Below are 19,969 nucleotides of genomic sequence, written 5' to 3'. Positions count from 1 at the left end.
GGGGAGCACTCAATGGATATGAGTCAGTATTTAGAAGTATTTATTGAAGAGAGTAAGGAACACTTACAGAATATTAATCAACAGTTGTTAGAATTTGAAAAGGATGTTAATAATCTTAGTTTTGTAAATGAAATTTTCCGTTCAGCTCATACGTTAAAAGGAATGTCAGCAACGATGGGGTTTGAAGATTTAGCGAACCTTACTCATAAAATGGAGAATGTACTAGATGCGATTCGTAACCAGCAATTAAGCGTAAATACACGCGTTGTCGACTTAGTGTTTGAATCAGTGGATGCTTTAGACGTCATGGTGGAGTCAATCGCCACAGGTGGTGACGGAGGATATGATGTACAAGAGATTGTAACGAAACTCCAGGCTTTAGAAAGCGGAGGATTAGAAGTGGCAGCAGCTACAGAAAGTAAAGTCGTATCACCTAGCATTGTATATGATGAATTTGAAACGGACCTTCTAAACCAAGCGTTACAACAAGAATTCTTTGTATATGAGGTAACCGTTACATTAGATGAGCGCTGCTTATTAAAGGCAGCGCGAGCATATATGGTATTTGACGTGTTTGAGCAAGCTGGTGAAGTGGTTAAGTCAAACCCATCAGTTCAAGATATAGAACAAGAACAGTTTGATCAACAATTTACGGCTGTATTGGTATCAAAAGAAGAGGAAAGCTCGTTAAAGGAGCAGCTGATGCAAATCTCTGAAGTAGAGCATGTTCAGATTAATACTGTGGAGCCAAAAGAAAATGTAGCAACCGATAGTGAAAAACAAACGTCACGCCCTCAACAGTCTAATACAAAGCGTGCTGATGACCTTAATGTCAAAGAAACTGCACCAGCAAAAACTGCACCTATTAATAAAACAATCCGAGTGAACATCGATCGCTTAGATAGCTTAATGAATTTATTTGAAGAGCTAGTTATTGATAGAGGGCGCCTTGAGCAGATTTCAAAAGACTTAAATAATCAAGAGTTAGAGGAAACTGTTGAGCGGATGTCACGTATCTCTGGAGATTTGCAGTCTATTATTTTAAACATGCGTATGGTTCCAGTCGAGACTGTTTTTAATCGTTTTCCACGTATGGTTCGTCAACTGGCAAAAGATTTAGGGAAAGAAATCAACTTGCAGATTATCGGTGCTGAAACAGAGCTTGATCGTACGGTTATTGATGAGATTGGTGATCCCCTGGTCCACTTGCTTCGCAATGCGCTAGACCATGGGATTGAAATGCCGGACGTGCGTGAACAGAATGGGAAAAAGAGGGAAGGTACAGTTCGACTGAAAGCATATCATAGTGGTAATCATGTGTTCATCGACCTTGAAGATGATGGTGCAGGGATCGACCGCGATAAAATTTTAGAAAAAGCCCTGAAAAAAGGAATTGTTTCAGAAACAGGTGCTCAAGGTTTAACAGATCAACAAGTATATGATCTTATGTTTGCATCTGGTTTTTCCACAGCCGAACAAATTTCTGATGTTTCAGGGCGTGGTGTAGGGCTTGATGTTGTCAAAAATACAATTGAGTCCTTAGGTGGAACGGTGACAATTGATTCAATACCAGGCTATGGATCTACTTTTTCTATCCAACTACCCTTAACATTATCAATCATTTCAGCGTTGCTTGTTAATATGCAAGATGAACGCTATGCACTTCCATTGTCATCTATCATTGAAACAGCACTTGTAAATAAAAAAGACGTTATGAAAGCTCACGGGCAAGAAGTTATTGATTTCCGAGGAAAAATCATACCGCTATTAAACCTAAAAAAGCTGTTTGACGTACCGGAAACTTCTGAGGAAAAAGATGTTTATCCTGTTGTGATTGTACGAAAAAGTGATAAGACAGCCGGTTTAATTGTTGACTCGTTTATAGGTCAGCAAGAAATCGTTTTAAAATCATTAGGCAATTACTTAACTTCTCCGTTTGCCATTTCAGGAGCAACAATTTTAGGTGATGGGCAAGTAGCGTTAATTATTGATTGTAATGCTTTAATTAAATAATAATGTTTGGGAAAACAACGTTTTAAACCGTAGTGGAGGAGAGCGAAATGGAGACAAAATTCATTGTATTTCAGCTGGAGAACGAAGAGTATGGAATTGCAGTAGAGCAGGTTAAATCAATTGAGAAAATGCAACATATCACGCGAGTCCCTCGAACAGAAAAATATGTGCGCGGCGTCATCAACCTACGTGGAGTAGTAATTCCAATTCTAGATTTGAGAAAGCAGTTTGGCTTGCAAGAGCAAACTCATACAGATCATACACGAATTATTATTGTCATAATAAACGATATTGAAGTTGGCTTAATCGTAGACGCAGCAAACGATGTGTTAGATATTTATGATGACCATATTGAACCAGCACCTGAAGTCATCGAAGGTATTGAAGCTGATTATATAAGCGGTGTTGTAAAAGTAGAGGAGCGTTTAATAGTACTAGTGAATTTAGGAAAGGTTTTAGGTTTGGATGACCAAGAATAAAACCAACTTAGACAATTTGAAGTTTGACGCAATCCATTTAGATGTTTTGAGAGAAATAGGAAATATTGGAGCTGCTAATTCAGCCACGGCCCTTTCTCATTTGGTAAAAAAAAGAATTGAGATGCAGCTTCCAAGCGTAAAAGTTACTGATATAAACGAAGCGGTTGAAGAAATTGGAGGTCCTGAGCGAGTAGTAGTGCAGCTATTATTACAGATTAAAGGAGATATTCAAGGTAGCTTGTTTTTTCTATTATCAGTAGATGATACGAAGACATTACTAGGCTATTTATTAGATGAACCTTCAATAGAAATTGAAAGTTTGAATTTCCTTGAATCAGAATTAATGCGGTCTACGCTATATGAAATAGGGAATATTTTATGTGGCTCCTATTTAACTGCTCTTGCAGATTTAACAAACCTTCACATCTACCCTTCATTACCAGCTGTTTGTGTAGATATGCTTGGTGCTACGATGACGAGTGGATTACTGGAAGAAGGGTATCAGATGGAATCGGTTTTAATAATTGAAACAATGTTACAAGAACAAGCGCACTCTTCCGTTATGAAAGGGAATTTCCTCCTTGTTCCAGACAACGATTCTATTCAACCATTATTTCAAGCATTAGGAGTACCATTGCATGGATAAGCATATTGTAAAAGTTGGTATTTCAGATATGAATGTTGTGCAAGGACCTGATTTAATTCGCACAGCAGGATTAGGCTCGTGCGTAGGAGTTGTATTATATGATGACATCTTAAAGGTAGCGGGTCTAGCTCATATTATGCTGCCGGATTCTCGGCATGTGAAAGAGTCATTCAACCGGGCTAAGTATGCAGATACAGCCATTATTGATTTGATTGAAATGCTCGTACATTTAGGTGTAAATAAAAGACGCTTATGTGCCAAAATAGCAGGTGGTGCGCAGATGTTTCAATTTACTTCAAATAATGATTTTATGAAAATTGGCGCTCGAAATATTATAGCTGTGGAGCAGGAGTTAAAACAGCATCATATTAGGTTAATATCAAAAGATGTGGGAGGAACAAACGGCAGAACAATTGAATTCGATCCCACAACTTCACGACTAATGGTTCGAACGGTAAACAAAGGTGTGGTTGAAATCTAGCCAGTAAGCTAAAAGGGTAGCTATTTATTGTACGAAAGAAGGGGGAGAAGCCGTCATGACAAGTGTAAATGTAATGGATGAAAAGAAACGGTGGGAAAAATGGTCAAAAGAACGAGATGAAGAGGCTGGTAATTTGCTTGTGAAGCAATATATGCCGCTTGTCAATTACCATGTGCAACGAATTGGAGTGGGTTTACCTCGAAATGTACATAAAGAAGAGTTAAAAAGCCTTGGCTTAATGGGGTTGTATGATGCACTTGAAAAATTTGACCATAAACGTGATTTGAAATTTGATACGTATGCATCGTTCCGTATCAGAGGTGCTATTTTAGACGGATTAAGAAAAGAAGATTGGCTCTCTAGAAGCGCACGTGAAAAAGCCAAAAGAGTGGAGCATACGATTGAAAAACTTGAACAACATTATTTACGAAATGTTACTGTTCAAGAGATTGCTAGTGAAGTAAAGATGACAGAAGAAGAAGTCATTCATGTGATGAATGAAGGTTTTTTCGCTAATGTTTTATCAATTGAAGAACCAATAAAAGAGCATGATGAAGGTGACCACCAATCGTATACAATCCGTGACGAGAGAATGATTACTCCTGAAGACCATCTTTTAAAAGAAGAATACTTTGCGGAACTGGTTCGGGTAATTGAAAAGCTTAATGAGAAAGAGCAGCTTGTCATTTCATTATTTTATAAAGAAGAATTGACGTTTACTGAAATTGGACACGTTTTAGGTTTATCCACATCACGTATTTCACAAATACACTCAAAAGCTTTGTTCAAACTAAGAAATACGTTAAATAAAATGATGTAAGTTAGAGGGATTTTACAATGTATATCTTATTAATGATTAGCTTTGTTTTACACAGTGTGACGCTTCTAGTTATTTGGCGGTTGCGTCAGCAACTGTATTCGGTAAATGCTTTAGAAAAAAAACAGCGTGAAATAATAGAGGAAATGGATAGCACAATGGCGACTTATTTAGCGGAAGTGGATGCTCAAAACGATGCTTTTCTACTAAAGGTGCAGCAAAGAATGAAGCGAATAGAAGCTGAACAGCCAGGTGTGTCTATAACAAAACCACCTTCTGATGAGGAAGGGAAAGAAAAGTTAGATATTGCTTATCAAAAAATAGATTTAAAAAGCGAACCACAAGAGTCTTTTGCAGAACTTCTTCAACAAGAGATGACCGAAGAAGTTGAAAGAAGTGAAAACGAACTGACAAAGGAAGAAGCTAGTAAATTATCTAGAAATGAAGTACAAGAAATTGCGCTTTCTCTGCAAAAAAAAGGTTTAACAATCGAAGAAATTGCGAAAAATCTATATAGAGGAAAAACTGAAATTGAGTTATTGTTGAAATTTCAACAATAAACTGCATTTTAGGCTTGCTTGTGAAAAGTGAGTGTGCTATATTTGTTTTTGGTGTTAATACACACGCTCATTGATTTAGTCATTGGTGCTACGCTTTGTAGTTTTGGCTAAAGATGAAATGAGCGGAGGATAATCAAAACCATTAGGAGGAAAAACACATGTCAGTAATTTCAATGAAACAATTACTAGAAGCTGGTGTACATTTCGGTCACCAAACTCGCCGTTGGAACCCAAAAATGAAGAAATATATCTTCACTGAGCGTAACGGTATCTACATTATCGATCTTCAAAAAACAGTTAAGAAAGTAGAAGAAGCTTACCGCTTCGTTAAAGAATTAGCTGCTGATGGCGGTACTATGTTATTCGTAGGTACTAAAAAGCAAGCTCAAGATTCTGTTAAAGAAGAAGCAGCTCGCGCTGGTATGTACTTCGTTAACCAACGTTGGTTAGGTGGTACATTAACAAACTTCTCTACAATCCAAAAACGTATTAAGCGTTTAAAAGACATCGAAAGAATGCAAGAAGACGGTACTTTTGAAGTACTACCTAAGAAAGAAGTAGTTCAACTTAAAAAAGAGTTAGAGCGTCTTGAGAAATTCTTAGGCGGTATTAAAGATATGAAACAACTTCCTGATGCATTATTCATCATCGATCCTCGTAAAGAGCGTATCGCAGTAGCAGAAGCTAAAAAATTACACATCCCAATCGTTGGTATCGTAGATACAAACTGTGATCCAGACGAAATTGATTATGTAATCCCTGCAAACGATGATGCAATTCGTGCTGTGAAACTTTTAACTTCTAAAATCGCTGATGCAATCTTAGAAGCAAAACAAGGTGAAGAAACAGCAGTTGAAACTGAAACAACTACTGCTTAATTCCACGAAAGGTGATAAGAGGGAATAGCCTTTTATCACCTTTTTTTGAAAAGATTTAATTAATTGATATAGAGTACATACCCAAATAAGGAGGCTATTTATTATGGCAATTACAGCTCAAATGGTAAAAGAATTACGTGAAAAAACTGGCGCTGGTATGATGGATTGTAAAAAAGCATTAACTGAAACTGGCGGTGACATGGAAAAAGCAATCGATTTCTTACGTGAAAAAGGTATTGCTAAAGCGGCTAAGAAATCTGATCGTATCGCTGCTGAAGGTTTAACTTACATCGAAACACAAGGTAACGAAGCAGTTATCCTTGAAGTAAACTCTGAAACAGATTTCGTTGCGAAAAACGAAGGTTTCCAGAAGTTAACAAAAGAACTTGCTGCACATATCTTAGCTAACAAACCAGCTAACGTTGAAGAAGCTGTTGCTCAAAAAATGGAAAATGGAGCTACTGTAGAAGAGCACATTAACTCAGCAATCGCTACAATTGGTGAAAAACTTTCTCTACGTCGTTTCGCTGTAGTAAGCAAAACAGATGCTGACGCATTTGGTGCTTACTTACACATGGGTGGACGCATTGGTGTATTAACAGTATTATCTGGTACAACTGATGAGCAAGCTGCAAAAGATGTTGCAATGCACATCGCTGCTATCAACCCTAAATATGTATCTCGTGACGAAGTTTCTGCTGAAGAGACTGAGCGTGAGCGTGAAGTATTAACACAGCAAGCATTAAACGAAGGTAAGCCAGAAAAAATCGTTGCAAAAATGGTTGAAGGTCGCTTAAGTAAATTCTTCGAAGATATCTGCTTATTAGATCAAACATTTGTTAAAAATCCTGATCAAAAAGTTCGTCAATTCGTTGAGAGCAAAGGTGCAACAGTAGAGAGCTTTGTACGCTTTGAAGTAGGAGAAGGTATTGAGAAGCGTCAAGACAACTTTGCTGAAGAAGTAATGAGCCAAGTTAAAAAGTAAGAATGTGATTAAATGGGGAACACTCTGTGTTCCCTTTTTCAAAAAAATGGATCTCACCGTTGACGATGGAGGTTAGGCATGAGTCAAGCAAAATATAATCGTATTGTATTAAAATTAAGTGGCGAAGCATTAGCAGGAGAAGACGGATTTGGTATTAATCCTTCTATCATTAAGTCGGTTGCAGAGCAAGTGAAAGACGTTTATGACTTAGGCGTTGAAGTAGCAGTAGTCGTTGGTGGTGGAAACATTTGGCGTGGTAAAATTGGTAGCGAAATGGGAATGGACCGTGCAGCTGCAGATTACATGGGCATGCTTGCAACTGTTATGAATTCACTAGCACTTCAAGATAGCTTAGAGAACATTGGAGTACAAACTCGCGTTCAAACATCTATCGAAATGAGACAAGTTGCTGAACCATACATAAGAAGAAAAGCGGTTCGTCACCTTGAGAAGAAACGCGTTGTAATCTTTGCAGCAGGTACAGGAAATCCTTACTTCTCTACTGATACGACAGCTGCGTTGCGTGCGGCTGAAATTGAAGCAGATGTAATTCTAATGGCGAAAAATAATGTTGATGGCGTATACAATGCTGATCTGAAACTAGTTCCAGACGCAGTAAAGTATGAAACATTAACATACATTGATGTCTTAAAGGATGGACTAGCTGTAATGGATTCGACTGCTTCTTCTCTATGCATGGATAATGATATTCCGCTAATCGTCTTCTCGATTACGGAAGAAGGAAACATCAAACGTGCCGTAACAGGCGAAAATATTGGAACAATTGTAAGGGGGAAATAATGATGGCAAAACAAGTGTTGCAAGATGCAAAGGAAAGAATGGAAAAAGCACTTCAGTCATATAGTCGTGAATTAGCTTCAATTCGTGCTGGACGTGCGAGTGCTTCATTATTAGACCGCGTGACGGTTGAATATTATGGTGTTCCAACACCAATTAATCAACTTGCACAAGTTAGCGTACCGGAAGCTCGTATGTTGGTAATCCAACCTTATGATAAATCACAGCTTGGTGAAGTGGAAAAAGCAATTATGAAATCTGACCTAGGCCTAACGCCAACAAGCGATGGTTCAATCATCCGTTTATCAATTCCTGCTTTAACAGAAGAGCGTCGTAAAGAGCTTGTTAAAACAGTGAAGAAAGCGTCTGAAGATGCGAAAGTAGCAGTTCGTAATATTCGTCGTGATGCAAACGATGACCTTAAAAAGTTAGAGAAAAACGGTGAAATTACAGAAGATGATCTTCGCGGATATAGTGATGATATTCAAAAGTTAACGGATGACCACATTGCTAAAGTTGATAGCGTGACAAAAGATAAAGAGCAGGAAATTATGGCGGTATAAGTCATTTCAATGTAAAATATATTGTAAAAGACCCTCTATTGTTTACAGGGGGTTTTTTTGTTAATAATGTGTAGTAAGACAAAATATCGAATGACAAAGAACAAAATGTCAATGAGAACATACAACGGGGGACCTTTGCATGTTAAAAAAAATTCAAGCATGGAAAAAAAGTCAAGATCCAGGCACACAGTCTTTTGAGGAACGAAAAGAGCGAGTGAAGAAGCAGGCTGTACCAGAACATATTGCAATTATTATGGATGGTAATGGGCGCTGGGCACAAAAAAGAGCACTTCCTAGAATGATGGGACATCATGAGGGAATGAAAGTCGTTCGACAAATTACAAAAGCAGCAAGTCAATTGGGTGTTAAAGCGCTAACTTTATATGCTTTTTCAACAGAGAACTGGAAACGACCAAAGGTGGAAGTAGAATTCCTTATGAAGTTACCTGAGGAATTTTTAACGACTTTTTTACCGGAGCTGATTGAAGAAAATGTTCAGGTGCGCATTATGGGAGATAAGAGTGAACTACCTTCTCATACATTACGTGCAGTTGATAAGGCAATTGATGAAACAAAAGATAATACAGGCCTTATTTTGAACTTTGCACTTAATTATGGAAGTCGACATGAAATCGTTAAGGCTGTCCAGGCTATTGCGAAGGATGTTGAATCTAACAATTTAAATCCTTCTGAAATTAATGACGAATTGTTTTCTTCGTATTTAATGAGTAAGAGCTTACAAGATCCGGATTTGTTAATTCGAACAAGTGGTGAACTGCGCTTAAGTAACTTTATGCTTTGGCAGTTAGCTTATACTGAATTTTGGTTTACAGATGTATTATGGCCAGATTTTAAAGAAAATCATTTAATTGAAGCAATTGAGGCGTTCCAAAATCGTGGGCGTCGCTTTGGTGGAGTCTAAGAGGGTGTTGAACTAACATGAAACAAAGAATCATTACAGCCATTGTTGCACTAGCGGTGTTTGTTCCTATTGTCATGATTGGTGGCATGCCATTTACTGCTTTAATGTATTTGTTAGCAACAATTGGTGTTGTTGAACTGTTAAATATGAAAAAAATCAAACCATTGTCTTTTCCCAGCATTATCAGTTTCCTACTAACGTGGGTGTTTTTACTACCAAATAGCTCAGATGTTGCATTTCAAATGGTAAGTGAACATAAAGTAGAAGTAGCTCTATTTGCTACGCTGTTATTATTAATGTATACAGTAGTTGTAAAAAATGTATTTACATTTGATGGCGTAGGTTTTCTTTTATTAACGACCATTTACGTAGGGCTGGGCTTTCACTACTTTATTGAAGTTCGTGCAGAGCATGGGTTAACATATTTATTTTTCGCATTTCTTTTAATTTGGGCAACTGATTCTGGCGCTTACTTTATCGGACGAGCAATGGGGAAGAGAAAGCTGTGGCCTGAGATTAGTCCTAATAAAACAATTGAAGGTTTTGTTGGTGGAGTAGTATGTGCATTAGTAGTTGCGGTTATTTTTAAAGTCACGTCGGGCATTGAGCAGTCCATGGGCGCAGTACTTTTAATTGGAATCATCATCTCTTTGTTTGGACAAATGGGAGATTTAGTACAGTCGGCATTTAAACGACATTATGGGGTAAAAGATTCAGGTAAACTCTTACCGGGGCATGGAGGAATACTAGACCGATTTGACAGTCTGCTATTTATTATGCCAATTCTGGCGTTTCTTTTATCTCTCTAGTAGAACCATAATTAAAAATAGCTAAGGCTTGTCTACTCAGTAAAAACATGTCTTTGAAGTAATGGGAGTGAATATATTTGAAGAAACTTTCTTTATTAGGTGCTACAGGTTCGATTGGACTTCAAACAGTTGACGTTGTTCAAGCTCACTGTGATTCTTTTGAACTTGTAGCTATGTCATTTGGTCGAAATGTACAAGAAGCACGCAAGATTATTCAAGTATGTAAGCCATCTCTTGTCTCACTTATGAACAAAGAAGACAGTGAAACACTGCAGGCGGAGTTTCCAAACGTAACGTTCATGTATGGTGAAGAAGGTTTGGTGGCGGTAGCGACACACCCGGAAACGGAAGTAGTAGTGAATGCCGTTGTGGGAAGTGTTGGATTAGTACCAACGCTTGAAGCGATTAAAATGAGAAAAACAATTGCGTTAGCCAATAAGGAAACGTTAGTTACAGCAGGCCATATTGTTATGAGTGCGGCTAAGGAGTATGGAGTGGACATTTTACCAGTAGATAGCGAGCATTCAGCTATTTTTCAAAGCCTTCAAGGGCAAGATGATAAAGCAATCGATCGTTTAATCTTAACAGCTTCTGGCGGTAGCTTCCGAGATAAAACAAGAGAAGAGTTAAAAGGTGTAACCGTTCAAGAAGCGTTAAATCATCCAAATTGGTCGATGGGCGCAAAAATTACAATTGACTCAGCTACTATGATGAATAAAGGACTAGAAGTCATTGAGGCACGCTGGCTTTTTGATATTCCGTATGAACAAATTGATGTATTATTACATAAAGAAAGTATTATTCATTCAATGGTGGAGTTTGCTGATACTAGTGTAATTGCACAGCTTGGAACACCAGATATGCGCGTGCCAATTCAATATGCGTTAACCTATCCAAAACGCTTACCGCTGCAGGGCACAGATCGTTTAAGCTTGGCTGATATTGGACAGCTACACTTTTCGAAAATGGATCAAGACCGCTTTAGATGTTTGCGTTTTGCTTTTGAAGCAGGTAAAGTAGGCGGTACGATGCCAACGGTTTTAAACGCAGCAAATGAATCCGCTGTTCAGGCCTTTTTAGATGGGGCTATTACGTTTTTAGAGATTGAAGATGTGATTGAACGAGCAATGAATGAGCATCAGGTTATAAAAAATCCTTGCTTGTCTACAATAAAAGAAGTAGATTTAGAAACAAGAAAACTTGTAAACCTTTTAGCTCGTACTAATTAAAGTTAGTATGATAACTTAAGAAGGCGTACATTTCTGATTAACGTTTCACCTTATCATAAGAAGGGGGGCATACCCATTGAATACGGTCATTGCGTTTATTATTATCTTTGGTGCTCTTGTCTTTTTCCATGAGTTAGGGCATTTAATTTTTGCGAAACGAGCTGGAATTCTATGCCGTGAATTTGCTATCGGCTTTGGGCCGAAAATTCTTTCGTTCAAACGAGATGAAACAGTCTATACAATTCGCTTATTGCCATTAGGTGGATTCGTACGTATGGCCGGGGAAGATCCGGAAATGATTGATGTGAAACCGGGTCAGGTTATTGGCTTACTGTTTAATAATGATGAAAAGGTAGAAAAAGTCATTATTAATAATAAAGAGCAATATCCAGATGCTAGAGTGATTGAAGTAGAGCATGCAGACTTAGAGCATGAAATGGTTATTAAAGGATATGAATCAGAAGATGAAGAACGATTACACACCTTTAGAGTAGCTGAAGAGTCGTACTTTATTGTTGATGGTGATGAGGTTCAAATCGCACCGTACAGTCGTCAATTTGCTTCCAAAACATTGGGACAACGTGCTATGGCTATCTTTGCAGGTCCTTTAATGAACTTTGTGCTAGCTTTCGTTATTTTTGTGGTGCTAGGGATTTCACAAGGCTATGCAGTTGATAAGCCGGTACTTGGTGAATTAACAAAGGACGGCGCTGCTATTGAAGCGGGCTTGAAACAAGGTGATGAAGTACAAGCAATTGGTGGTGCAGCTGTTTCGACATGGCAAGATGTTGTTGAAGTCATCCGTAAGCATCCAGAGCAAGAGATTACGTTCACTGTTAATCGCGGTGATGAAACGCGTGAAATAGAGGTAACACCGGATAGTCGTGAAATGGGAGAAGAAAAAATCGGTTTAATAGGTGTGTATGCACCTGTTGAAAAGTCGGTAATTGGCTCTATCACAAACGGCGCAACTGAAACAGCAACGTGGATGAAAGAAATTGTGACTGGGTTAGGAAAGCTAGTGACAGGACAGTTTTCACTTGATATGCTTTCAGGTCCTGTTGGTATTTATGCAGCTACTGACCAAGTGGCACAGTCAGGTATTTACTACCTAATGAAGTGGGCGGCTGTTTTAAGCATCAACTTAGGAATCGTGAATCTATTACCTATTCCGGCTTTAGATGGTGGACGTCTCGTGTTCTTTGCAGTTGAAGCAGTACGGGGTAAGCCGATTGATCGTCAAAAAGAAGGTGTAGTTCACTTTATTGGATTTGCGTTACTTATGTTATTAATGCTTGTAGTAACGTGGAATGACATTCAAAGTTTCTTTTTATAAAAACAAATAGGGAATACGTGATGAACAAGGTAAGCCCCTGTAAATAGGGGCTTACTGTGGTTGTAAAAGCGTGATAAACTATGAAAATAGAGAAGTGAGTAAAGAGGTGCAAGGTTATGAGACAAAGTGCAACATTAATTCCTACATTAAGAGAAGTACCTGCTGATGCAGAAGTAAAAAGTCATCAGCTTTTAGTAAGATCAGGCTTTATTCGCCAAAATGCTAGTGGTGTATACAGCTTCTTACCTTTAGGTAAAAAAGTGCTTCAAAAAGTTGAAGAAATTGTAAGACAAGAAATGGAGCGTGCTGGCTCAGTTGAATTGCTAATGCCTGCACTTCAACAAGCAGAGTTGTGGAAAGAGTCTGGCCGTTGGTATTCATATGGACCAGAATTAATGCGTATGAACGATCGCCATAGCCGTGAATTCGCTTTAGGCGCAACGCATGAAGAAGTTATTACAAGCTTGCTTCGTGATGAAGTAAAATCATACAAAAGATTACCTTTAAACCTATATCAAATCCAAACAAAGTTTCGTGATGAAAAACGTCCGCGTTTTGGACTATTACGTGGTCGTGAGTTTGTGATGAAAGATGCTTATTCTTTCCATGCTTCACAAGAAAGCTTAGATGAAGTGTATGATAAGATGTACGAAGCATACAGCCGCATTTTTGAGCGTTGCGGATTAAACTTCCGCGCAGTTATTGCAGATTCAGGGGCAATGGGTGGAAAAGATACGCATGAGTTTATGGTGCTATCTGAAATCGGTGAAGATACAATTGCTTATTCAGATACATCTTCTTATGCTGCAAATATTGAAATGGCTCCAGTCGTAACGCAGTATAAGAAATCAAACGAAGCACCTGTTGAACTTGAAAAAGTAAATACGCCTGATGCGCGCACAATTGAAGAAGTTGCGTCGTTTTTAAATGTCGAAGCATCATCATGCATTAAGTCGCTGCTATTTAAGGTAGATGATCGCTTTGTGTTGGTCTTAGCTCGTGGAGATCATGAGATTAATGATATCAAAGTAAAAAATTATTTTGAAGCAACAGTTGTTGAGCTTGCAACGCCAGAGGAAGCAAAAGAAGTGATGGCAGCTCAAATTGGTTCACTTGGTCCTATTCAAGTAAGCGAGAAGATTGAAGTAGTCGCAGATCATGCAGTAAAAGCTGTTGTAAATGGCGTATGCGGAGCAAACGAAGATGGTGTTCACTACCAAGGCGTGAATCCAGAGAGAGATTTTACAGCAACATATGAAGACTTCCGCTTTATTCAAGAGGGAGACGCTTCTCCAGATGGACAAGGTATTATTAAGTTTGCTAAAGGAATCGAAGTGGGTCACGTATTTAAATTAGGTACGCGCTATAGCGAAGCAATGGGCGCAACATACCTAGATGAAAATGGCCGTTCTCAGCCAATGATTATGGGCTGTTACGGAATTGGTGTATCGCGTACATTAGCAGCGATTGCTGAGCAGTTTAATGACGAGAAAGGTTTTGTGTGGCCTCAAGCTGTTGCGCCTTATCATGTCCATGTTATCACGGTAAATGTGAAAAATGATGAGCAGCGCGAGCTTGGTGAAACGTTATATAACCAGCTATTAGATCGTCGTGTAGAAGTGCTGCTTGATGATCGACAAGAACGTGTAGGAGTTAAATTCGCAGATTCAGATCTAATTGGAATTCCAGTGCGCGTTACGGTTGGTAAACGTGCCTCAGAAGGAATTGTAGAAGTGAAAATGCGTCAAACAGGGGAATCATTTGAAGTCCATGTTGATGAAGTAGAATCGAAAATTATGGAAATGTTAGCTAAGTAATTTACGCTAATTTTAAAATCGCTCAATGCAAATATGACAAGTTTCGTATTTGCAGTTGAGCGATTTTCGTTTGATTTTATAAGCATTGCGTCAACAGCCGATGCTAGGTTTATGTTAAAATGAAGTGCATTATTTTTTAAAGGAGGCAGAAGTTTTGGGAGAACAAACGCTAGGAAAAAAAGAGCGTTTTAAGCTACTGCTGCAGCAGTTAGAGTTAACGAGTGACCAAGTTGTTCCTTATTTTGACCAAGCCTCAATTGAGAAGGTAGTCATTAATAAAGAACAAAAAAAATGGCACTTTTACTTTCAATTTCAACGAGTGCTTCCGTTTAATGTGTATGAGCTTTTTCAAACACGTATTCGGTCAGCTTTCTCACATATAGCAAACGTCTCTTTTTCTATTACGGCAGAGACGAAAGAATGTACACAGGACGACATTCAAAGCTACTGGCAACATTGTATCAGTGAACTTCAAGGTATTTCGCCTTTACTTATGTCGCTTTTACAAGGACAAAGGCCAACGCTAAATGGTGTAAAGCTAGTATTAAATGCAAGACATGAGGCGGAAGGAACGGCTCTGCGAAAAAAATATGGTCAGCTAATTGCCGACCAGTATTCGTCCTATGGTTTTCCACAGATGCAGCTGGTAACAGAGGTTGTGCATTCTGAGGAAGCTTTTCAACAGTTTGTTGAGCAGCGCAAGCAGGAAGATACAGAAAAAGTGCTTCAGGCCATTACTGAAATGCAGAATAAAGAAAACGATAAAAGTGATGGGCCAGATTTACCAAAAGGTCCGCTTACAATCGGTTATACAATTAAAGATGAAGTGGTCTCACTTGATACCATTGTTGATGAAGAGAAGAGAATTGCTGTACAAGGCTATGTATTTGATGCTGAAACAAGAGAGCTTCGAAGCGGCCGTACGCTATTAATCTTTAAAATTACAGACTATACAAATTCCATTATGATTAAGATGTTCTCACGCGATAAAGAAGATATTCCACTGCTTCAAGCAATTAAAAAAGGCATGTGGGTGAAAGTACGAGGCAGTGTACAAAATGATACGTTTGTACGCGATCTTGTTATGATTGGAAACGATGTGAATGAAATTTCACCAATTACAAGACAGGATAAAGCTTCTGATGACGAAAAGCGTGTTGAGCTTCATCTCCATACACCGATGAGTCAAATGGACGCTGTAACATCGGTGAGCACATTGGTTGGTCAAGCTAAAAAGTGGGGACATAAAGCCATTGCCGTAACGGACCATGCTGTAGCACAATCTTTCCCTGAAGCATACGGTGCGGGAAAGAAAAACGGGATTAAAATTTTATATGGTGTCGAAGCAAATCTCGTGGATGACGGTGTGCCGATTGCATATAATCCTCAAGATGTTTCGCTTCCAGATGCCACGTATATCGTATTTGACGTAGAAACAACTGGTTTATCAGCCGTGTATGACACGGTCATTGAGCTGGCTGCTGTTAAAATGAAAGAGGGAGAAATCATTGATAAGTTTGAAAGCTTTGCTAACCCGCATCACCCTCTTTCAGCTACAACAATTGAATTAACGGGCATTACAGACGATATGGTCCAAGATGCGCCTGATGCTTCAGAGGTATTAAAGAAGTTCAGCGATTGGATTGGAAATGACATTTTAGTTGCACATAACGCGAGCTTTGACATGGGCTTTTTAAATGCAGGATTACAGCGAGCTGGATTTGAAAAAGTGCAAAATGGTGTGATTGATACCTTAGAGCTAGCAAGGTTTTTATATCCACATATGAAAAATCATCGTTTGAACACGTTAGCGAAAAAGTTTGATGTAGAGCTAGTCCAGCATCACCGTGCGATTTATGATGCTGAAACAACTGGTTATTTACTAGTCAAAATGTTAAAAGATGCGTTTGAACGTGATATCTTAAATCATAATCAGCTTAACGATTATATGGGAGAAGGGAATGCTTACCAGCGCGCACGCCCGTATCATGTAACGATGTTGGCTCAAAATGAAACAGGCTTAAAAAACTTGTTTAAGCTCATTTCAATGTCTCATTTAAACTATTTCTATCGTGTACCGCGTATCCCGCGTTCCAAACTTCAAAAGTTTCGAGAAGGGATTTTAATCGGGACTGCTTGCGACCGCGGTGAAGTATTCGAAGGAATGATGCAAAAAGGTATCGATGAAGTGCAAGAAGCGGCAGAATTCTATGATTACATTGAAGTACAGCCGCCTGAAAACTACAAGCACCTCATCGAACTAGAGCTGGTGCGAGATGAGCGAGCGTTAAAAGACATTATTAACAATATTGTGAAGCTCGGTGAAAAGTTAGAGAAGCCTGTAGTTGCTACTGGAAACGTTCATTATCTGAATCCAGAAGATAAAATATATCGAAAAATATTAATTAGTTCACAGGGTGGCGCTAATCCGCTTAATCGTCATCAGCTACCGGACGTTCATTTCCGCACAACAGATGAAATGTTGAAGTGCTTCTCATTTTTAGGTGCTGATAAAGCCAAGGAAATTGTCGTAGCCAATACGCAAAAAGTTGCTGATATGATTGAAGAAGTTAAGCCGATTAAAGACGACTTATATACGCCGAAAATTGAAGGTGCCGATGAAGAAATGAGGGCGATGAGCTATGCGATGGCTAGAAGCATCTATGGAGACGATTTGCCTGAAGTTGTTGAAGCAAGGTTGGAAAAAGAGTTAAAAAGTATCATTGGTCACGGCTTCGCGGTTATTTATCTAATTTCTCATAAGCTTGTAAAGAAATCGCTAGATGACGGCTATCTCGTTGGGTCGCGTGGTTCTGTCGGATCTTCATTTGTAGCGACGATGACGGAAATTACCGAAGTAAATCCACTGCCGCCGCACTATGTTTGCCCTTCATGTAAGCATTCGGAGTTTTTTGATGACGGTTCGGTAGGTTCTGGATTTGACCTCCCTGATAAAAGTTGCGTCGAATGTGGCACTCCGTATAAAAAAGACGGACATGACATTCCGTTTGAAACGTTCCTTGGTTTCAAAGGAGATAAAGTACCGGATATCGATTTGAGTGCGTCACGTTGCTAATTGAAAAGATTAGCCACTAGCTATAATGCTAGGAGAACTACTATTTCGAAGTGTGGAATGATGGGGTAACGCCCTGAAACACACTCACTGAAGCTGCGGCAGGCATAAGAAGTAATGCAAAAACAACTTTTGTCTGAAGCCCGCTAAAGTAGGCTGAAGGTCACCCTAACAGTACGGCTGAGGAAAGGGAGCTATAAAGCTTCTGTGAACGATAGGTCTGGTGTCTATAAAATCTATATGGTTAGAATCAGTAGAATAACTGGGACGAACCCTCGATTGACTTCTCGTGAATGTCACATATCAGAAATGATATGGGTTCCTAATAGGAATTTTGAGTGTGGATGAGTAAACGTTTGGTTATGAAAGTCCATACTGTGTTACAGGCACAGTCAAGCTCAACGGGATTTAGGGGGAACCTAAGTAGATTATGTAAAGATAGAAATAGTGGAACGTGAGAAGCTTCCAACACATCAGAAGGTTGCACTTCGTTAAAAGTGTTTCTATGGAAAAGTAACAGCTATAACATAGATTTATGGAAGTGGCAGTGATGCCGTAGTACCGCTTACAAGATTGCCTATGATGACTGAATAACCAATAAGTCGGAGGATAAAACACTCTTGAGGGAAGGGCATTAGTCGTTAACGTCGAAACAAACCTACAAAAGTCAGGTTCTAGTAAGACTTAAAGAAACGAAAACTTTCGAGAGGAAGTGATTAGTTGACTGACTTAATGATACAAAAGTTGAGAAATAACGAATACTTTGGTATGCAAGGCCAGTTGGATAATCTTTATGAAGAAAGCGCAAATGGTAGATACTTTAAAAACCTTTATGATTTTATTGTATCGGAAGAGAACATTAGATTAGCGTATCGAAATATCAAAAGTAATACTGGAAGCAAAACAAAAGGCACAAATGGACATACCATTAAATATTTACAAAGAATGGATATTAACAAGCTTGTTGCAATAACAAGAAAAAGACTTAAATACTACGAACCACATTCTGTTAAAAGGGTATTGATACCTAAACCTAATGGCGATAAGAGACCACTTGGAATTCCCACAATAGAGGACAGATTAATTCAACAGATGTTTTTGCAAATTCTTGAACCTATTGTGGAAGCAAAGTTTAACTCAAATAGTTTTGGGTTTAGACCGAAAAGAAGTACCCACGACGCTTTGGCTAGATGTTATCATCTAGTAAATCACAGCTTCAATCATTATGTGGTTGATGTAGATATAAAAGGATTTTTCGATAATGTTAATCACACCAAGCTTCTCAAACAACTATGGACCATCGGGATACGGGACAAAAAAGTATTATCAATTATTAAGAAAATGCTGAAAGCCGAAGTCAAAGGAATTGGAGTACCAGAGAAAGGCACGCCACAAGGCGGGATATTATCACCACTACTCGCAAATGTTGTATTAAACGAGTTAGATTGGTGGATATCAAACCAATGGGAAACAAAACCTACGAAAATACCTTATAAATTAAAACGAAACAAAACAGATGCTCTTAAAAAGACGAAACTCAAACCGATGTACCTAGTAAGATATGCGGATGACTTTAAAATCTTTACGAACTCATACAATAATGCCAAGAAAATCAAAATAGCCGTCGAAAAATGGTTACAAGAAAGACTTGGCTTAGAGACAAGCAAAGAGAAAAGCAAAATCACAAATATCCGAAAAAATGGTACAGACTTTTTGGGAGTACGGTTCAGAGCCGTTAAAAAGGGAACTGGAAAAACAGGATATATAGTAAACTCAAAAATGTGTCCTAAATCTAAAAATAAGGTAGAAGAAGTAATTAGGCATAAGTTAGTAAAGATAAGAAAAAGTCCTACACCAGAAAAGATTATGATGTACAACGCCAATATCCTTGGAATGCAGAACTATTACAGAATAGCTACAAGAGTATCCCAAGACTTTAATGATATAAGGCATAGAGTACACAAAAATATTAAATCACTTTTATACAGAAATATTTTTAACTTTACTCAAGAGAAAAACAAAGTGATTGAAAAATTTTACACTGGTTACCGATGTCCTAGATTTAAAAGTAATGGCATTTTAGTATATCCGATGGAAGCAGTTAAACACGATATCCGAGGTCAACGCAAGCCAGAATTTACAATCTATAATGCTAAAGACCGAAAAGCCATTCACAAAGAGATTAAAAACGTATCCGTTACTGAAATTGAAATGTTTAGAAAAGGTACTTATAAGTCCAAGAGCGTAAAATACGAAGACAATCGTCTAAGTAAATACGTTGCCCAGAAAGGTTGCTGCGGAATAACGGGTGAAAGATTAACCCCGTTTAATGCAATATGTCACCACAAGAAACCAACTGCCCAAGGCGGAACTGATGACTACGATAATCTAATAATTATCAAAAAAGACTACCATATGTTAATTCATAATAACAATCCAACGACAAATCCAAAGTACAAAGCAATACTTGAAACTTTTGATTTAAAAGCAATTAAAAACCTAAATCAGTTAAGAACGGAAGTAGGAAATCCAAAACTTAGCTGAGTAACTTCGACAATGTTAA

Annotated in this window: 16 protein-coding genes and 1 pseudogene; all 17 read left to right on the top strand. The window is 38.4% G+C overall.

What is annotated here, in order from left to right:
* Positions 1-12 precede the first annotated feature (12 nt).
* Positions 13-2,013 (top strand): chemotaxis protein CheA, encoded by a 2,001-nt coding sequence (locus MKZ18_RS15170; RefSeq protein WP_061784572.1) that lies wholly within the window; start codon positions 13-15, stop codon positions 2,011-2,013.
* Between the two features lie 47 nt (positions 2,014-2,060).
* Positions 2,061-2,492 (top strand): chemotaxis protein CheW, encoded by a 432-nt coding sequence (locus MKZ18_RS15165; RefSeq protein WP_340842369.1) that lies wholly within the window; start codon positions 2,061-2,063, stop codon positions 2,490-2,492.
* A complete protein-coding gene (locus MKZ18_RS15160; RefSeq protein WP_144593593.1) occupies positions 2,479-3,138 on the top strand; it encodes a chemotaxis protein CheC in 660 nt (219 codons plus the stop codon). Before MKZ18_RS15165 ends, MKZ18_RS15160 begins: the two co-directional genes overlap by 14 nt.
* Positions 3,131-3,619, top strand: a complete 489-nt coding sequence (locus tag MKZ18_RS15155) for a chemotaxis protein CheD (protein ID WP_061784570.1) — start codon at positions 3,131-3,133, stop codon at positions 3,617-3,619. The genes MKZ18_RS15160 and MKZ18_RS15155 overlap by 8 nt, the downstream gene beginning before the upstream one ends.
* Before the next feature lie 55 nt (positions 3,620-3,674).
* Entirely contained in the window at positions 3,675-4,439 is a 765-nt protein-coding gene (locus MKZ18_RS15150) for a FliA/WhiG family RNA polymerase sigma factor (RefSeq protein WP_025908962.1), read from the top strand.
* Between the two features lie 17 nt (positions 4,440-4,456).
* On the top strand, positions 4,457-4,996 hold the full coding sequence (locus tag MKZ18_RS15145) for a hypothetical protein (protein WP_025908961.1): 540 nt from the start codon (positions 4,457-4,459) through the stop codon (positions 4,994-4,996).
* Between the two features lie 158 nt (positions 4,997-5,154).
* Entirely contained in the window at positions 5,155-5,874 is a 720-nt protein-coding gene (rpsB, locus tag MKZ18_RS15140; RefSeq protein ID WP_025908960.1) for a 30S ribosomal protein S2, read from the top strand.
* A 103-nt stretch (positions 5,875-5,977) separates the two neighbouring features.
* The gene (gene tsf, locus MKZ18_RS15135; protein WP_025908959.1) at positions 5,978-6,859 is read left to right on the top strand and encodes a translation elongation factor Ts; all 882 of its coding nucleotides are present in this window, start codon (positions 5,978-5,980) and stop codon (positions 6,857-6,859) included.
* Positions 6,860-6,937: 78 nt separating this feature from the next.
* Positions 6,938-7,660, top strand: coding sequence for a UMP kinase (pyrH, locus tag MKZ18_RS15130; protein WP_341344572.1), 723 nt, complete (start codon positions 6,938-6,940; stop codon positions 7,658-7,660).
* 2 nt (positions 7,661-7,662) lie between these two features.
* On the top strand, positions 7,663-8,220 hold the full coding sequence (frr, locus tag MKZ18_RS15125) for a ribosome recycling factor (RefSeq protein ID WP_025908957.1): 558 nt from the start codon (positions 7,663-7,665) through the stop codon (positions 8,218-8,220).
* Positions 8,221-8,359: 139 nt separating this feature from the next.
* On the top strand, positions 8,360-9,142 hold the full coding sequence (locus tag MKZ18_RS15120; RefSeq protein ID WP_025908956.1) for an isoprenyl transferase: 783 nt from the start codon (positions 8,360-8,362) through the stop codon (positions 9,140-9,142).
* Between the two features lie 17 nt (positions 9,143-9,159).
* The gene (locus MKZ18_RS15115; protein ID WP_025908955.1) at positions 9,160-9,951 is read left to right on the top strand and encodes a phosphatidate cytidylyltransferase; all 792 of its coding nucleotides are present in this window, start codon (positions 9,160-9,162) and stop codon (positions 9,949-9,951) included.
* 77 nt (positions 9,952-10,028) lie between these two features.
* On the top strand, positions 10,029-11,180 hold the full coding sequence (gene dxr / locus MKZ18_RS15110) for a 1-deoxy-D-xylulose-5-phosphate reductoisomerase (RefSeq protein WP_025908954.1): 1,152 nt from the start codon (positions 10,029-10,031) through the stop codon (positions 11,178-11,180).
* Between the two features lie 76 nt (positions 11,181-11,256).
* Entirely contained in the window at positions 11,257-12,516 is a 1,260-nt protein-coding gene (gene rseP, locus MKZ18_RS15105) for an RIP metalloprotease RseP (RefSeq protein WP_340842375.1), read from the top strand.
* A gap of 116 nt (positions 12,517-12,632) precedes the next feature.
* Positions 12,633-14,333, top strand: a complete 1,701-nt coding sequence (locus MKZ18_RS15100; RefSeq protein WP_025908952.1) for a proline--tRNA ligase — start codon at positions 12,633-12,635, stop codon at positions 14,331-14,333.
* A 154-nt stretch (positions 14,334-14,487) separates the two neighbouring features.
* Positions 14,488-17,400, top strand: a pseudogene (locus MKZ18_RS15095) (PolC-type DNA polymerase III); the annotation flags it as partial.
* A gap of 726 nt (positions 17,401-18,126) precedes the next feature.
* Complete coding sequence (ltrA, locus tag MKZ18_RS15090) at positions 18,127-19,950, top strand: group II intron reverse transcriptase/maturase (RefSeq protein WP_061784568.1); 1,824 nt, start codon at positions 18,127-18,129, stop codon at positions 19,948-19,950.
* The last annotated feature ends 19 nt before the right edge of the window (positions 19,951-19,969 follow it).

It is taken from the genome of Priestia sp. FSL W8-0001 (assembly GCF_038050335.1).
Taxonomy (GTDB): Bacteria; Bacillota; Bacilli; order Bacillales; family Bacillaceae_H; genus Priestia; species Priestia flexa.
This window is presented reverse-complemented; position numbering and strand designations above follow the sequence as displayed.

Excerpts from the sequence above, each read along its gene's own strand:
- MKZ18_RS15170 (WP_061784572.1), top strand. The coding sequence starts at position 13 with ATGGATATGAGTCAGTATTTAGAAGTATTTATTGAAGAGAGTAAGGAA.
- MKZ18_RS15165 (WP_340842369.1), top strand. The coding sequence starts at position 2,061 with ATGGAGACAAAATTCATTGTATTTCAGCTGGAGAACGAAGAGTATGGA.
- MKZ18_RS15160 (WP_144593593.1), top strand. The coding sequence starts at position 2,479 with ATGACCAAGAATAAAACCAACTTAGACAATTTGAAGTTTGACGCAATC.
- MKZ18_RS15155 (WP_061784570.1), top strand. The coding sequence starts at position 3,131 with ATGGATAAGCATATTGTAAAAGTTGGTATTTCAGATATGAATGTTGTG.
- MKZ18_RS15150 (WP_025908962.1), top strand. The coding sequence starts at position 3,675 with ATGACAAGTGTAAATGTAATGGATGAAAAGAAACGGTGGGAAAAATGG.
- MKZ18_RS15145 (WP_025908961.1), top strand. The coding sequence starts at position 4,457 with ATGTATATCTTATTAATGATTAGCTTTGTTTTACACAGTGTGACGCTT.
- rpsB (WP_025908960.1), top strand. The coding sequence starts at position 5,155 with ATGTCAGTAATTTCAATGAAACAATTACTAGAAGCTGGTGTACATTTC.
- tsf (WP_025908959.1), top strand. The coding sequence starts at position 5,978 with ATGGCAATTACAGCTCAAATGGTAAAAGAATTACGTGAAAAAACTGGC.
- pyrH (WP_341344572.1), top strand. The coding sequence starts at position 6,938 with ATGAGTCAAGCAAAATATAATCGTATTGTATTAAAATTAAGTGGCGAA.
- frr (WP_025908957.1), top strand. The coding sequence starts at position 7,663 with ATGGCAAAACAAGTGTTGCAAGATGCAAAGGAAAGAATGGAAAAAGCA.
- MKZ18_RS15120 (WP_025908956.1), top strand. The coding sequence starts at position 8,360 with ATGTTAAAAAAAATTCAAGCATGGAAAAAAAGTCAAGATCCAGGCACA.
- MKZ18_RS15115 (WP_025908955.1), top strand. The coding sequence starts at position 9,160 with ATGAAACAAAGAATCATTACAGCCATTGTTGCACTAGCGGTGTTTGTT.
- MKZ18_RS15100 (WP_025908952.1), top strand. The coding sequence starts at position 12,633 with ATGAGACAAAGTGCAACATTAATTCCTACATTAAGAGAAGTACCTGCT.